The 16,128-nt window shown below is 65.1% G+C and carries 11 protein-coding genes; 9 read left to right on the plus strand and 2 right to left on the minus strand.

Annotated features, from left to right (window positions below; translation table 11 throughout):
• Positions 1-363 precede the first annotated feature (363 nt).
• Together mnmE and GGD40_RS12525 are read left to right on the plus strand one after the other, a co-directional pair.
• Entirely contained in the window at positions 364-1,758 is a 1,395-nt protein-coding gene (gene mnmE, locus GGD40_RS12520) for a tRNA uridine-5-carboxymethylaminomethyl(34) synthesis GTPase MnmE (RefSeq protein ID WP_179707551.1), read from the plus strand.
• 184 nt (positions 1,759-1,942) lie between these two features.
• Positions 1,943-3,136 (plus strand): tyrosine-type recombinase/integrase, encoded by a 1,194-nt coding sequence (locus tag GGD40_RS12525; protein WP_179743883.1) that lies wholly within the window; start codon positions 1,943-1,945, stop codon positions 3,134-3,136.
• Positions 3,137-3,618: 482 nt separating this feature from the next.
• Here the strand turns inward: GGD40_RS12525 and GGD40_RS12530 are convergent, their stop codons facing one another.
• Positions 3,619-3,969, minus strand: coding sequence for an ecotin precursor (locus GGD40_RS12530; RefSeq protein ID WP_179743884.1), 351 nt, complete (start codon positions 3,967-3,969; stop codon positions 3,619-3,621).
• 300 nt (positions 3,970-4,269) lie between these two features.
• On the opposite strand from GGD40_RS12530, the gene GGD40_RS12535 reads away from it, so the two are divergent.
• The 7 genes from GGD40_RS12535 (at position 4,270) to GGD40_RS12565 (ending at position 13,283) form a co-directional block, all read left to right on the plus strand.
• The gene (locus GGD40_RS12535) at positions 4,270-5,895 is read left to right on the plus strand and encodes a methyl-accepting chemotaxis protein (RefSeq protein WP_179743885.1); all 1,626 of its coding nucleotides are present in this window, start codon (positions 4,270-4,272) and stop codon (positions 5,893-5,895) included.
• Positions 5,896-5,956: 61 nt separating this feature from the next.
• Positions 5,957-6,421: a chemotaxis protein CheW gene (locus tag GGD40_RS12540; RefSeq protein WP_179743886.1), complete on the plus strand. Its 465-nt coding sequence runs from the start codon at positions 5,957-5,959 to the stop codon at positions 6,419-6,421.
• On the plus strand, positions 6,418-7,896 hold the full coding sequence (locus tag GGD40_RS12545; RefSeq protein WP_179743887.1) for a CheR family methyltransferase: 1,479 nt from the start codon (positions 6,418-6,420) through the stop codon (positions 7,894-7,896). Before GGD40_RS12540 ends, GGD40_RS12545 begins: the two co-directional genes overlap by 4 nt.
• Positions 7,889-8,611, plus strand: a complete 723-nt coding sequence (locus GGD40_RS12550) for a chemotaxis protein CheW (RefSeq protein WP_179743888.1) — start codon at positions 7,889-7,891, stop codon at positions 8,609-8,611. The genes GGD40_RS12545 and GGD40_RS12550 overlap by 8 nt, the downstream gene beginning before the upstream one ends.
• Entirely contained in the window at positions 8,608-11,061 is a 2,454-nt protein-coding gene (locus GGD40_RS12555; protein ID WP_179743889.1) for a hybrid sensor histidine kinase/response regulator, read from the plus strand. The genes GGD40_RS12550 and GGD40_RS12555 overlap by 4 nt, the downstream gene beginning before the upstream one ends.
• A 17-nt stretch (positions 11,062-11,078) precedes the next feature.
• On the plus strand, positions 11,079-12,092 hold the full coding sequence (locus tag GGD40_RS12560) for a chemotaxis response regulator protein-glutamate methylesterase (RefSeq protein WP_179743890.1): 1,014 nt from the start codon (positions 11,079-11,081) through the stop codon (positions 12,090-12,092).
• Positions 12,093-12,164: 72 nt separating this feature from the next.
• Positions 12,165-13,283 (plus strand): diguanylate cyclase, encoded by a 1,119-nt coding sequence (locus GGD40_RS12565; protein ID WP_179743891.1) that lies wholly within the window; start codon positions 12,165-12,167, stop codon positions 13,281-13,283.
• Between the two features lie 4 nt (positions 13,284-13,287).
• On the opposite strand, the gene mdeB is transcribed toward GGD40_RS12565, so the two are convergent.
• Complete coding sequence (gene mdeB, locus GGD40_RS12570; RefSeq protein ID WP_179743892.1) at positions 13,288-16,047, minus strand: alpha-ketoglutarate dehydrogenase; 2,760 nt, start codon at positions 16,045-16,047, stop codon at positions 13,288-13,290.
• Between the last annotated feature and the right edge of the window lie 81 nt (positions 16,048-16,128).

The raw sequence follows: 16,128 nt of genomic DNA on the forward strand, positions 1-16,128 counted from the left end.
TCTGTTGACAACCCCGCGAGCTATGGCGTGGCGTAATTGAGATAAATTTAGCTTGTCTGCCGCGACGCGCAACGCGTTCCATCGATTTCAACTTTTTTGATCTTTTCCTTATTGGATGGCCTTCCGGGCGATTCGGCCTGCCCAGGCGCTCCTAATTATTCTCAGGACTCGCCGCGCATTCCTAGCCTATTTAAGATAAATCCCAGTCAGCGGGGTAAAGCGATCGATGCGACGTGCCACCTTAGCGGGAAGCCACGCGTCGTCAACGCTGGCAAACGCTCGCGTTACAATGCCTCGCGCCGCGTCGGCCCACGCTACGCAGAGCCGCGCCGCCCTTCCCCCTCCGTTTTTTGCCAAGCCTCCATGCTCACCACCGATTCCGATCCCATCGTCGCCATTGCCACCGCGCCCGGTCGAGGCGGCATCGGCGTCGTGCGGATCTCGTTCGGCCGCGCGGGAGAAGCGGCGGCTCAGGCGCTGATGCAGGCGCTCACCGGTCAGTCGCTTACAGCGCGTCACGCGAGCTACGTGCCGTTCCTCGACAGCAGCGGCAACGTGCTCGACCGCGGCATCGCGCTCTACTTTCCGGCGCCGCATTCGTACACCGGCGAACACGTGATCGAACTGCAAGGCCACGGCGGTCCGGTCGTGCTGCAACTCGTGCTGCAGCGCTGCGTCGAGGCCGGCCGCGCGTTCGGCCTGCGTCTCGCGGAGCCGGGCGAATTCACGCGCCGCGCTTTCCTCAACGACAAGCTCGACCTGGCGCAAGCCGAAGCCGTCGCCGATCTGATCGAGGCCAGCACCGAAGCCGCCGCGCGTTCGGCCGGCCGCTCGCTCGACGGCGCGTTTTCGCGCGACATTCACGCGCTGGTCGAAGACGTCATCACACTGCGCATGTTGGTCGAAGCAACGCTCGACTTCCCGGAAGAGGAAATCGACTTCCTCGAAGCCGCCGACGCCCGCGGCAAGCTCACACGCATTCGCGAACGCCTCGCGCATGTGCTGAGCGAAGCACGCCAAGGCGCGCTGCTGCGCGAGGGCCTGTCGGTGGTGCTGGCGGGGCAGCCGAACGTCGGCAAGTCGTCGTTGCTGAACGCGCTGGCTGGCGCGGAATTGGCGATCGTCACGCCGATCGCCGGCACGACGCGGGACAAGGTCGCGCAAACCATCCAGATCGAAGGCATTCCGCTGCACGTGATCGACACGGCAGGCCTGCGCGATACCGAGGATGAAGTCGAAAAGATCGGCATTGCGCGCACCTGGAGCGAAATCGAACGCGCGGACGTGGTGTTGCATCTGCTCGATGCACGCATCGGCATGACCGCCGAAGATGAAACGATCGCCGCCCGCTTCCCCGGCGGAGTGCCGGTGGTGCGCGTGCTGAACAAGACGGATCTGACCGGCCTCGCGCCGGCAACGCAAGCGCTCGATGCCGACGCCGAACTCAGCGAGGTGCGGCTGTCGGCGAAACAGGGCGATGGCGTGGCGCTACTGCGCGACGAGCTGCTGCGGATTGCCGGCTGGCAAGCGGGGGCCGAAAGCGTCTACCTGGCGCGCGAGCGTCATCTGATCGCCCTGCGTGCCGCCGAGGAGCATCTCGCGACGGCGGCCGCGCATGCGGATCAGAACTCGCAGGCGTTGGATCTGTTTGCTGAAGAACTGCGGCTCGCCCAGGATCAACTGAATTCGATCACGGGTGAATTCAGCTCGGACGATCTGCTTGGGGTAATTTTCAGCAGGTTCTGCATTGGGAAGTAGCGAGTGCTTGGATTGTTCACCGGATTACGAGAAAACCTCATTAAATAAGGCCTTTTGAATCAACCATCAGACCTCAACCAGCCACCTTCAATCCACCGTTGTAGTGCCAAAACACAACCAATCTTTGGTACACATCCCGGATAAGCGCTAAAATCCTCGCTGCCCACGTACCCGCGATCCCAGCATGCCCCGACTCGCCGTCCCGCTCACCGAAAGCCAGATTCGCGCGCTCGAACCGCGCGCCACCCGCTATTGCGTCGCGGACGGCAACGGCCTCGTCATCGAAGTCATGACGACCGGCACCAAGGTCTGGCGCTTCCGCTATTCGCTGAACGGCCGCCGCCAGCCGCTCGCCACCATCGGCGACTATCGGATGATCTCGCTGCGCGTCGCGCGCGCCAAGGCGCAGAAGTATGCGGAGATGGTCGCGCAAGGCGTCTCGCCGGTCGCGACAGCGCGTCGGGACCGCGGCGCCGAGAGCAAAGCCGACGTGCTGCGCGAAGCTGCCGAGCTGTACCTCGCAACGGAAATGGCAGGCAAATCGGCCGAATATCGGCGCACCACCCGTCGCGCGCTCGACAAGGACGTGTTACCGGCCATCGGCGGCATGGCGATCAAAGCGGTCACCGCAGACGACGTCGTCGCGATCTGCGAGCGCATCAAAAGCCGTGGCTCGCCGAAAATGGCGCTGCACACGCGCAACGTGATCAAACGTCTCTACGCGTATCTGATCGCCCGGCAACTCGCGACCAGCAATCCGGCCGACGTCGTTCCGGCGCGCTCCATCGCCACGTTCGACAGCCGCACCCGCGTGCTTTCCGGCGACGAAATCGGCGCCATGCTGCGCGCCATCGACGCGTCGAGCATTCGCCGCCCGCTGAAGTTGGCGCTGCATCTGCTGGTGCTGACGATGGCCCGCAAATCGGATCTGGTGGAATCGCGCTGGGACGAATTCGATCTGGACCACGCACGCTGGACGATCCCCGCCACACGTCTGAACAAAGAGCAGGATCAACGGGTGCATCTGCCGCGTCAGGCCGTGTCGATGCTGCGCGAGCTTCAGCGTGCCAAGGCGAGTGGAAGCTTCGTATTCCCGAGCGTCAGGGGCGGTGACAAGCCGATCGCCAAAAGCACGCTGAATCAGGCGGTCAAAGCGCTGGGATTGGAGGTGGAGCATTTCGTCCTGCATGACTTCCGGCGTACTGCGGCCGCGCATTTGCGGAACATGACGCAATCGACCGACACAGCAGATGAAACTGGAGGCCAAGACGCGAACCAGGAAGAAGCCGCGGAGCAGCGTGCGCAGGTGCAGGGTTGGGCGGACTTCGTCGAGTCGCAAATCGAGGGTGGCCGGAAAGACGGGGTGAGCAGCGTCTAGCGATCGACGCTTTCGGCTCGACACCGGCTTCACGAAGCAGTGACTGAGCCAGATTTTTGGTACACAAGACCCAAAACACTCGACTCAAGTCATTGCCACCAAAAGAAAATCGACTTCTTCGCCAGGTTTCCAAAGGTGAGAAGAATAAGACGCCTCCAGGCACATCACGTCGCCCTTCTTTCCCGCGATTCATCGCCTACACTAAAAGTCCGACGCAACCCGATACGGGGGCTCCCATGTCTGAATCGTTGTTGGCTTATTTGCTGGGACCCGTTGTCATGCTGCTGGTCGGCGTGGTTATCTGGGCAGCGTCCCACTATCACCACAAGACCAGGCCGCCAAAATTCGAGCGCTGGCTCGACACACACTACGCGGAGTGGCTACATCACCGGCACTGAGCGGCATATGAAACAAAAAGCCGTCGCTTCAAAGGCGACGGCTTTTTTAATGTTCGTAGAGCGCGCGCGAAGCGCGCCGGACGCTCACCAACCCGGCTGAGGCTGCGGATATCCCGGATACCCGTATTGCGCTTGCGGCGGCGGCGCACCGCACGCGACATAGCCGCCGCGGTACTGGTCATAGCAATATCCCGGCGGCGGCCCCGCATACACGGGTGCCGGCTGATACGCCGGTTGCGCATACACCGGCTGCGCATAGACCGGTTGCTGGTAAGCCACCACCGGCGCTGGATTCAACGCCGATGTCACCACCGCGCCCAGCAAGGCCCCGCCGATCAGCGCACCGACCACGTCGCCGCCATTGCCGTGAGCCGAGGCTTGCCCTGCCACGCTCAGACTCCCAATCATCACCAACGCCACTGCGATCTTTTTCATGTTTGACTCCCGCCGTTGAGGCATGGAACGGATTGTGGAGGTCGCGGGCAGAAATAGATGCTGCAAGTGGTAACCGGACATTACCCGTGTAACCGCCGCGCGCCGTGCGTCGCAAACTGTTTTCCCAGGGGTTCTACCCGTCAACGAGATCAGCCCCCCAATCCGCCGATCAATGTAAAATTCGCCGCACAGGCTGTCGGATCAATCCGACAGCCCGCAAAGCTTTCCGATCCCTCGACCCCGAGACATCCCACGTCGACCAACCGGGTTCGAGACAAAGCCAAAGTAAGGGGCGTGCGCGTGAAACAATGGACCATCCGGCAACGGATTCTGTGCAGCTTCGGGATCGTGCTGATCGTGATGCTGGCAATGGCGATCGTCACTTTCGAACAGCTCGGCGGTATCGACCGCAACGCCAAGAGCCAGCAGCAGGACTCCATGCCTGGCCTCTACTACGCCACCGCCATGCGCGCGGCGTGGTTCGAGAACTACTCCGTCACGCAGCGCCTCATCTACGTCGACGCGGACCCCGATACGGTCAAGCGCGACACCTCACGTTTGCAGGAAACCCAGCAGACCATTCAGAAGCTGCTCAACGACTACAGCGCGACCATCTTCCGCGAAGTCGACCGTGAGCTCTTCAACGATTTCCGCCAGCAGCAGGCGCAGTACGTGCCGATCCAGGCGTCGTTGCTGAACGTCCTGCCGGGTTCGAAAGACAACGCCGCGCGCATCTTCAACACGCAACTCACGCCGATCTGGGAAACCGGCCGGCTGTCGGTGCGCAAGCTGGTCGAGAACAACAAGAGCTACGCCGACGCATCCGCCGAAAGCATTCGCGGCTCGGTCGAAGCGACCCGCATCGTCCTGCTCGTGATGCTGGTGCTCGCCGCGGCCGTTGCCGTGCTGTCCGGTTACTGGCTGCTGCGCGCCGTCACCACGCCGATGGCGAAGGTGCTGCAAGTCGTCGACATCATGCGCACGGGCGACCTGACGCAACGCCTGCAACTGAACCGCGCGGACGAAATCGGCGCGCTCGAAACCGGCTTTAACCGCATGACCGACGAAATCACCGCGCTGGTCGGCCAGGCGCAGAAATCGGCGGTGCAGGTCACCACGTCGGTGACGGAAATCGCCGCGACCTCGCGCGAACAGCAGGCCACCGCGAACGAAACCGCCGCCACCACCACCGAGATCGGCGCGACCTCGCGCGAGATCTTCGCGACTTCGCGCGATCTGCTGCACACCATGAACGAAGTCTCCGAAGTAGCCGGCCAGTCGGCGGCACTCGCGGGCACCGGTCACGCCGGTCTCGCGCGCATGGAGGAAACCATGCGCCTCGTGATGGAAGCGGCCGGCTCGGTCAACGCGAAACTCGCGATCCTCAACGAGAAGGCCAGCAACATCAACCAGGTCGTCGCCACGATCACCAAGGTCGCGGATCAGACCAACCTGCTTTCGCTGAACGCGGCGATCGAAGCGGAAAAAGCCGGCGAATACGGTCGCGGTTTCGCGGTGGTGGCCACCGAAATCCGCCGCCTCGCCGATCAGACCGCAGTCGCGACCTACGACATCGAACAGATGGTCAAGGAGATCCAGTCGGCCGTGGCCGCGGGCGTGATGGGCATGGACAAGTTCTCCGAAGAAGTCCGGCGCGGCATGCTCGACGTGCAGAACGTGGGCGGTCATCTCACGCAGATCATCCAGCAGGTGCAGCAGCTCGCGCCGCGCTTCTCGATGGTCAACGAAGGCATGCAGACCCAGGCGACCGGCGCCGAACAGATCACTCAGGCGTTGACGCAGCTTTCCGAGGCCGCGCAGCAAACGGCGGAATCGCTGCGCCAGTCGACCCAGGCGATCGACGATCTGACGCACGTCGCCAACAGTCTGCGCACCGGCGTGTCGCGCTTCAAGGTCGTGGCCTGACGCGCGGCAGCTCGCGCAACGAAGCCAGACACCGTTCCCGTCCAGCCACCCGCCCACGCCGATGCTCTTCATCCTCTTCACGCTCGATAGCGAACGCTACGTGATCGACGCGACGCAGGTGGAGCGTTTGATGCCGCTCACGCCGCAGTCGCCGCCAAAAACGATCCCCGGCGCGCCGTCATGGGTCGCGGGTGTGCTGGAGCACGAGGGCGCGCCGCTGCCGCTGATCGATCTGCCGGCGCTCGCGCTCGGCCGTCCCGCCGCGCAGCTCATGTCGACGCGCGTGGTGCTGGTGCGCTATCCGTATGCGGGCACCGTGCGCCTGCTCGGTTTGCTGCTCGAAGGCGCAACCCGCACCTTGCGTCTGGACGCCGACGCGTTTCACGACGCCGGCATCGACCTGCCTCACGCGCGCTATCTCGGCCCGGTCGCGAGCGAGGCCAGTGGTTTGGTGCAATGGATTCGCGTCGAGCATCTGCTGCCCGACGACGTAAAGGCGCTGCTGTTTCCCGAGGCGCACGCATGAACGCGCATCACGACAACGCGCCGCTTTACCGACGCTTCGCCGAGTTGCTGCATCGGGCCATGGGACTCGACGCGGCGTCGCTCGGCCATAACGCGATCGAACGCGCGGTCGACCAGCGCGCCGCGGCCTGGTACGTGGACGGTCACGCCGACGCCACACTCGCCGACTACTGGAACGCGGCGCTCGCGTCGCCGGCGATCGTGCAGGCGCTGATCGAAACCGTGGTGGTGCCGGAGACCTGGTTCTATCGCGACGCCGACGCGTTCAAGGCGCTCGCGCGGCTCGCACACGAGCGTTTGGACGAACGCGTCACCGCACTGCCGCTGCGCATTCTGAGCCTGCCGTGTTCAACCGGCGAAGAGCCGTACACGATCGCGATGAGCTTGCTCGACGCGGGCATCGACGCCGCGCAGTTGCGTATCGACGCGATGGATATCAGCGAACGCTCGCTCGCCGTCGCGCAAAGTGCGCACTATGGCCGCAATTCATTTCGCGGCAATGCGTTTCCGTTTCGCGACGCACACTTCGCGCGCACCGAAGACGGCTGGCGTCTCGCGCAGCGCATCGTCGATACGGTGCGATTCTCCCGCGCGAACCTGATGCAACTCGACGCAGCGGCGCTGGGCGTCTACGACTTCGTGTTCTGCCGCAACGTGCTGATCTACTTCGATCGCGAAGCGCAGCAAACCGCGTTACACGCGCTCAATAACGTGCTCGCCGAAAACGGCACGCTGTTCGTCGGTCCGGCGGAAACCGGGCTGCTGATGCGTTACGGCATGCAGTCGGCGAAGATTCCGCTAGCGTTCGCCTTCCATCGCGCGGCGCCGGGCGAAACGCAGTTGAACAGTTGGCATACCGCGCCGCTCGCGACCGCCGCCGCACTCGCGATGACGCACGCGCCGGTGTCCACGCTCGCTCCCTTGCAGGTGTTCTCGGCGGAGCCGTTCGCGTGGCCCGATCCGGTTGCGCGCGCACCGATCAACGGTGCGGCACAGATCGCGCCGCTTAGCGGCATGACCGCTCGGTCCGCCACGCCGCTCAACGATGCAACGCTGTCCGCGTCGTTTCATGCCGGATCGCCGCCAGCGCGACAATCGCCGATAACTTCATCGCCGACGCACAACGTGCTGCCGCCCGCCGTCGCCGCGCCGACCAACGCCGCCCGCGACAGTCTGGACGCCGCGCACGCGCTCGCCAATGCCGGCCGTCTCGCGGAAGCCGCGACCGCGATCAACGTTTATCTGGAGCAACACGCGCCGCACGCCGACGCGTTTTATCTGCTCGGCGTCCTGGCCGACGCCAACGGCGAGACGAACCTCGCGCGCGGCCACTATCGCAAAGCGCTCTATCTCGATCCGCAGCACACGGAAGCGCTGGCCCATCTGGCGACACTGCTCGAACTCGAAGGCGACCGCAACGGCGCGCGTCTGCTGATGCAACGCGCGTCGCGCACACAGGGAGCGCCACGTGGCTGACACGCAGACGATCGGCTTCGACGATTGCTGGAACCGCATCGGCGTGCGCGGCGATTCGTCGTGCGAGCGTCTCGACGACTATGTGCGCTGCCTGAATTGCCCGGTGTTCGAAGCGGCCGCGGCCAGACTGCTGGACCGGGCGATTCCGCGCGTGGATCTCGCGCTGCATGAAGCGCGGGTGCCGGCGCAGGCCCATCGAAAACACGAAGGACAAAACGCGAGCGAATCCTTCCTCGTCTTTCGTATCGGTGACGAATGGCTGGCGCTGCCCACGCCGGTCTTCAAGCGCATCGTGCAGACGCGGCCGATTCATACGTTGCCGCATCGGCAACATCGCGCGGTGCTGGGCGTGGTGAATGTGCAGGGCGAGCTGCTGGTGTGTTTGTCGCTCGCGCATCTGCTCGGTTTCGACGCCGGCGGCGCTGCACAAGACAAGCGCAACGACCGCAATGATCGCAACAGTCGCGACGACCGCGCGCGGCACGAGTTGCCGCGTCTGCTGGTGGTTTCGCGCGGCGAAGAACACGCGGTGTTGCCGGTCGACCAGGTGGACGGCGTGCACCGGATCGCGCTCGACAGTTTCTGCCCGCCGCCCGCCACGCTGTCGCAAGCGGCCGCCGCGCACACGCGCGCGGTCGCGCCGTGGCGCGGCATGAGCGTCGGTCTGCTCGACGCCGACGCGCTATTCGATACCTTGAACCGGAGTCTCGGATGACGGACGACCCGCGCCGCCCGTCGCTGATCGATCTTTTCCGCGAAGAAGCGCGGACTCAGGCACGCGTGCTGAACGACGGCCTGCTCGCGCTCGACCGTGCGCCGCGCGACGCCGCCGCGCTCGAAGCCTGCATGCGGGCCGCGCATTCGCTGAAGGGCGCGGCGCGGATTGTCGGCGTGCAGGTCGGTGTCGAACTCGCGCACGAGATGGAGGAGTGTTTCGTCGCCGCGCAGGAAGGACGCGCGTTGCTCGACGCGGCGTGGATCGACGAGTTGCTGCGCGGCGTGGACATCATCGCGCGCATCGGCAATGACGAGGATGAATCGGCACGCGATGCGGTCGGCACTTGCGTCGCGGCATTGCATGCGCGGATGGCGGGTGTGCCGCCGCATGGGGCAGCGACGACACCGTCACCCGTCGCCGCCGACACAACCCCAGCATTCGACCCCGACGCTGCCTTCAATCTGCTAGCCGAAGCGCTGCGAGCTGAAGCGAAGTCGACTGCCTCCGCGCCTGCGCCTGCGAACGTCTCCGCATCCGCGAGCGCACCCGCATCTGCGGACGTCTCAGCCCCTGCGAACGCACCCGCAGACCCAACGGCCGCCCTGCTGCTGCCGCCAGCGCCCACCTCAACCATCGCCGGCAACGCCATCACCGCGCAGCACGCAACGCCCTCTGCGACCACCAACACCACCACTGAATCCGGCCGCATGCTGCGCGTACGCGCCGACAACCTCGACCGCCTGCTGTCGCTGTCCGGCGAATCGCTAGTCGAATCGCGCTGGCTGAAACCCTTCGCGCAATCGATGCTGCGCATCAAACGCGTCCATCGCGACGGCACCCGCGCGCTCGATCAACTGCACGAAACACTCGCCGACCTCAAGCTCGACCCACGCGCCCAGGCCGCGCTCGAAGAAGTGCGCCGTCTCACCGCCGAATCACAGCACCTGCTCGCCGAGCGTCTGGCCGATCTCGAAAGCTTCGACCGTCGCTCGACGCATTTGTCGCAACAGCTCTACGACGCCGCACTGCAATGCCGGATGCGCCCGTTCGGCGACGGCACCGGCGGACTCGCGCGGATGGTGCGCGACGTCGCGCGTTCGCTTGGCAAAAAGGTGCGCTGGCAACTAGTCGGCGAATCGACCCAGGTGGACCGCGACATTCTCGATCTGCTCGAAGCGCCGCTCGGCCACATGCTGCGCAACGCGCTCGACCACGGCATCGAAGCGCCCGCCGTGCGCATCGCGCGCGGCAAGGCGGAAGAAGGCACGCTCACGCTCGACGCACGCCACACCGCCGGCGCGCTGCTCATCACGGTCTCCGACGACGGCGCGGGCATCGACCTCGACGCGTTGCGCGCGTCGATCGTGCGCAAGAAGCTGGCGAGCGACGAAACCGTCGCCCGTCTGTCCGAAAGCGAACTGCTCGAATTCCTGCTGCTGCCCGGCTTTTCGCTGCGCGATCAGGTGACCGATCTCTCCGGCCGCGGCGTCGGACTCGACGCGGTGCACGACGTGGTCAAACGCGTGCGCGGCACCGTGCGCATCACCCATGAACCCGGCCTCGGCACGCGCGTGCAACTGCAATTGCCGCTCACGCTGTCGGTGATCCGCAGCCTGCTGATCGAAGTCGCGGGCGAGCCGTACGCGGTGCCGCTCGCGCATGTGAACCGCACGCTGAACGTGAGCCGCGCGGACATCGAATTGCTCGAAGGCCATCAGCACATCGCCTTCGCCGGCCGGCGCATCGGCGTCGTCACCGCGCATCAGATTCTGGACACGGCCCCGCCCGCCGATCAAAGCGACGCCGTCAGCATGATCGTGATCGGCGACGGTCCGCACACGTACGGCGTGGTGGTCGACCGTTTTCTCGGTGAGCGGATGCTGGTGGTGCAGCCGCTCGACCCGCGTCTCGGCAAGGTCCGCAATATCACCGCCGGCGCGTTGATGGAAAACGGCGACCCGGTGCTGATCGCCGACGTCGACGACTGGCTGCGTTCGGTCGAACGGCTCGTCGCGGGCGGCGATCTGAAGCACACGCAACACGGCGTCACGCAAGTCGCGCAGCGCACCACGCGCCGCGTGCTGGTGGTCGACGACTCGCTCACCGTGCGCGAACTCGAACGCAAGCTGCTGGCCACGCGCGGCTACGACGTGACGATCGCCGTCGACGGCATGGACGGCTGGAACGCCGTGCGCGGCGAGCGCTTCGACCTCGTCATTACCGACATCGACATGCCGCGCATGGACGGCATCGAGCTGGTCACGCTGATCAAGCGCGATCCGCAGTTGCAGTCGCTACCGGTGATGATCGTTTCATATAAAGATCGCGAAGAAGACCGTCGCGCCGGCCTGAACGCCGGCGCCGACTACTATCTGGCGAAAGGCAGTTTTCACGACGAAGCACTACTCGATGCGGTGCGTGATCTGATTGGCGAAGCTTACGGCTAAGCCCGGGGGTAAAACAGATGAAAATCGGAATCGTCAACGACATGCCGCTCGCTATCGAGGCGCTGCGCCGCGCGCTCGCGGCGCGCCACGATTACGACGTGCTATGGGTCGCGCAAGACGGCCAGCAGGCGGTCGATTTCTGCACCGCGCAGCGGCCCGACATCGTGCTGATGGACCTGGTGATGCCGAACGTCGACGGCATCGAGGCCACGCGCCGCATCATGGCGCGCGCGCCGTGCGCGATCCTGATCGTGACCGTCGACGTCGGCGCGAACGCGTGGCGCGTCTATGAAGCGATGGGCGCGGGCGCGCTCGACGCCGTCGATACGCCGTCGCTGAGCGGGCCCGACGCGCACAAAAGCATCGCCACACTGATTGCGAAAATCGACCGCATCGGCGCGCTGGTCAAGGAACGCATCGCACCCGGCGCGGCCACTGCCAGCGCGCCCGTCAGCGCGACGAACCGCGATACGCCGCTGGTGGCGATCGGCGCTTCAGCGGGCGGTCCTGCCGCGCTCGCCACGCTGCTCGCCGGTCTGCCGAAAGACTTCGCGGCGGCGACCGTGATCGTGCAGCACGTGGACGCGGCGTTCGCCGCCGGCATGGCCGACTGGCTGAACCAGCAATCGGCGTTGCCGGTGCGGATCGCCCGGGAAGGCGACCGGCCGCAAGCGGGCATCGTGCTGCTCGCTGCCACCGACGATCATCTGCATCTCAAGTCGCCGAACGTGCTCGGCTACACGCGGGTGCCGGAAGAAACGCCGTACCGCCCATCCGTCGACGTGTTTTTCCACAGCGTGGTGGCACGCTGGCCGGCGCGCGCGGTCGGCGTGCTGCTGACCGGCATGGGGCGCGACGGCGCGATCGGCCTCAAGGCGATGCGCACCAAGGGCTATCAGACCATCGCGCAAGACGAGGCGACGTGCGCCGTGTACGGCATGCCGAAAGCGGCGGCCGCGCTCGACGCCGCCGTCAGGATTCTGCCTTTACCGAGGATTGCTACAGCACTCGCGGCTGCGATCAGCGCGTGATTGGCGCACACTGTTCGCGCGAGCGCATCTGAGCACGTTTCGATTCACTGACATTCATTCTGGCTGAACATCATGGACACTCCCAAACCGCATCGGAACGCCGCCGCGCAGGACCTCGCAGAAGACGACGCGAACGCGCAGGCGCAAGCGTTGGAAGCGGAGGACGCCCCCAATCTCGCCGTCGACGACGCGTTGGCCCGTATCCTCGGCAATCCGCCCGCGGCCGAATGCCCGATCATGGTGTTGCTGGTCGACGACCAGGCGATCATCGCCGAAGCGATCCGGCTGGCGCTGGCCGGCGAGTCAAGCGTGGATTTCCATTACTGCGCGTCGCCCGAAGAGGCGGTGCGCTGCGCCGACGAAACGCGCGCCACCGTGATCCTGCAAGACCTCGTGATGCCAGGCACCGACGGCCTCACGCTGGTGCGTCAATACCGGCAGAATCCGGCCACGCGCGACATTCCGATCATCGTGCTGTCGACCAAGGAAGAGCCGCTGGTGAAAAGCGCGGCGTTCGCCGCCGGCGCCAACGACTATCTGGTGAAGCTGCCGGACCGCATCGAGTTGATCGCGCGGATTCGTTATCACTCGCGCTCGTATCTGAACCTGCTGCAACGCGACGAGGCATATCAGGCGCTGCGCCAGTCGCAACAGCAGTTGCTCGCGACCAATCTGGAGTTGCAGCGGCTCACGCATTCGGACGGTTTGACGGGGCTGTCGAATCGCCGTTACCTCGATCAGTATCTGGCTGCCGAATGGCGCCGCGCCATGCGCGACAAGACCGGCCTCGGCTTTCTGATGATCGATGTGGATAACTTCAAGGCCTACAACGACACGTACGGCCACGTGGCCGGCGACGAAGTGCTGAAGCGCGTCGCGCAAACCGTCGAAGCCTGCCTGGGACGCTCGCCCGATCTCGCCGCGCGCTTCGGCGGCGAAGAGTTCGCGGTGGTGCTGCCGGGCACGTCGTCGGGCGGCTTGCGGCTGCTTGCCGAGAAGATCCGCATCGCGATCGAAGGGCTCGCGATTCCGCATGCGGGCTCCACGAGCGGCGTGGTGACGATCAGCATCGGCGCGGCGATGCTGGTGCCGTCGGTGGCTGAGCCGGTGACCAAGCTGATCGAAGCCGCCGACGTCGGCCTGTATCGCGCCAAGCGCGATGGGAAAAATCAGGTGGCGGTGAGCGACTGATCGTTCAGCATTGCCAGGACGCGGCGCCGGGCGCTGCGTCGCTCAGATAGCGGGCGCGCGCTTCGGCGAGTACGGTGGCCTCGATTGCACCCTCGTCCGCCAGCGCTTTCAGTGCGGCTATCACGATGGATCGACGGTCCACTTCGAAGAATTCGCGCAATGCCTGGCGCGTATCGCTGCGGCCGAAACCATCGGTGCCGAGCGTCACGTAGCGGCGCGGCACGTAGGCGCGAATCAGTTCGGGCACGGCCCGCACATAGTCCGTTGCGGCGATGATCGGGCCTTGCGATGCGGCGAGCGCTTTGGTGACATACGGCGTGTCGGTATCGCTGTCGGTATCGATGCCGTTGCCGAGACGCGCAAGCCGCTCCGCCGCCATCCCGTCGCGCTGCAACTCCGTGAAGCTCGTGACGCTCCACACGGCGGCGTCGATCTGCCAGTCGTCCTTGAGCAAATGCTGCGCCGCGATCACTTCGCCGAGAATCGCGCCCGCGCCGAGTAACTGCACCTTGGCTTGCGCAGCATCTTCCTGCTGAGCGCGCAGCGCGTAAATGCCCTTCAGAATCCCTTTCCTCAGCGCCGGCCAATCGCCATCCGGCACCGAAGGCTGCGCGTAGTTTTCGTTCGTCACGGTGACGTAATAGAACACGTCGCGCTGCGCGTCGACCATCTCGCGCATGCCCTCGTCGACGATCGCGGCAAGCTCGTACGCGAACGCCGGATCGTACGCGCGGCAATTCGGAATCGTCGATGCCGCCAGATGGCTCGACCCGTCCTGATGCTGCAAGCCCTCGCCGCCGAGCGTCGTCTTGCCCGAGGTCGCGCCGATCAGAAACCCTCTGGCGCGCTGATCCGCCGCCGCCCAGATCAGATCGCCAACGCGCTGGAAACCGAACATCGAGTAGTAGATGTAGAACGGCAGCATCGGCAGATCGTGCACGCTGTACGACGTCGCCGCCGCGATCCACGACGACACCGCGCCCGCTTCCGAAATCCCTTCTTCGAGAATCTGGCCTTTGGTGTCCTCGCGGTAGTACAGCATCGAGCCGAGGTCTTCCGGCTCGTACAACTGCCCGAGCGGCGAATAGATGCCGACCTGGCGGAACATGTTCGCCATGCCGAAGGTGCGCGCCTCGTCGGCGACGATCGGCACCACGCGCGGGCCGACTTGTTTGTCCTTCAGCAGCGCGGTCAGCATGCGCACCAGCGCCATGGTCGTGGACATCTCGCGGCCGTTCGAATCCAGCGCGAATTGCCCCCAGGAGGACACCGGCGGGACGATCAGCCCCGTCGATGCGACTCTCCGCCTTCTGGGCAGATAGCCTCCGAGAGCCGCCCGGCGAGCATGCAGGTATTGCATTTCCGGGCTGTCCGCTGCGGGTTGGTAAAACTTCACCTGTTCGACGTCGTGGTCCGTCAGCGGCAGGCGGAAACGGTCGCGAAACGCCTTCAGGTCGTCGAAATCGAGTTTCTTCTGTTGATGCGTGGTCATGCGGCCCTGCCCTGCTGCGCCCATGCCGAAGCCCTTCATCGTCTTCGCGAGGATCACGGTCGGCTGGCCTTGATGGGCCAACGCTTTTGCATAGGCCGCGTGCAGCTTGCGCACGTCGTGACCGCCGCGCCGCAACCGGTCGATGTCGTCGTCGCTCAATTGCGCGGCGAGCGCGGCCAACTCCGGGTTCTGGCCGAAGAAGCGTTCGCGGTTGTACGCGCCGTCGTTCGCCGAGAAGGTCTGGAACTGACCGTCGACGGTCTGCGCGAACGCGCGCAACAAGGCGCCGGTGCGGTCGCGCGAGAACAGCGCGTCCCAGTCCGAGCCCCACAGCACCTTGATCACGTTCCAGCCGGCGCCGATGAAATGCGCCTCCAGTTCGTCGACGATGCGGCCGTTGCTGCGCACCGGGCCGTCGAGACGCTGCAGGTTGCAGTTGATCACGAACACCAGATTGTCGAGCCCCTCGCGCGCGGCGAGCGGGAGCGCGCCGGTCGATTCCGGCTCGTCCATCTCGCCGTCACCGAAGAAGCCCCACACCTTGCGGCCGTCGGTTTGCGCAAGGCCGCGGTTGGCCAGGTAGCGCATGAAGCGCGCCTGGTAAATCGCGTTGATCGGGCCGATGCCCATCGAGCCGGTCGGGAACTGCCAGAAGTCCGGCATCAGCCACGGATGCGGATACGAACATAAGCCCGGGCCGCCGATTTCGCGCCGGTAATGCTGCAGGTTCTCCTCGGACAGAAAGCCTTCGAGGTAAGCCCGCGCATACACGCCCGGCGACGAGTGCGGCTGGAAGTACACGAGGTCGCCCGTACCCTCCTCGCCGCCCGGCGCCGCCGCGCGGAAGAAATGGTTGAAGCCGACTTCGAACAGATCTGCCGCCGACGCATAACTCGCGATATGGCCGCCGAGTTCGCCATAGGCCTTGTTTGCGCGCACCACCATGGCGAGCGCGTTCCAGCGCAAGGCGGCGGCGAGCCGTTCTTCGAGTTCGAGGTTGCCCGGATAACGCGGCTGCTCCTCGAACGGGATGGTGTTCTGGTACGGCGTGACGTTGGTGCGCGCGGATTCGACGCCGAGCGACAGTGCGTGGCTCGCCAGCTTGTCGAACAAAAACTGCGCGCGGTCGCGGCCGACGTGTTCGACCACCGCATCGAGCGCACCGAGCCATTCGGCGGTTTCCTGCGGATCGGTATCCGCCTGCTCCGCGCCGCCGACTTGCCGCGCATTCAACGCGCGCACCTGCTCGTTACCGTTGGACAAATCCGTCATGGCACCACTCCCGCAATCGACGCGTTCGGCTCAAGATCGAGTGAGTCAATGGTAACCATGAGGTCGCAAAATGAGCGTCTG

Source organism: Paraburkholderia bryophila (genome assembly GCF_013409255.1).
Lineage (GTDB): Bacteria > Pseudomonadota > Gammaproteobacteria > Burkholderiales > Burkholderiaceae > Paraburkholderia.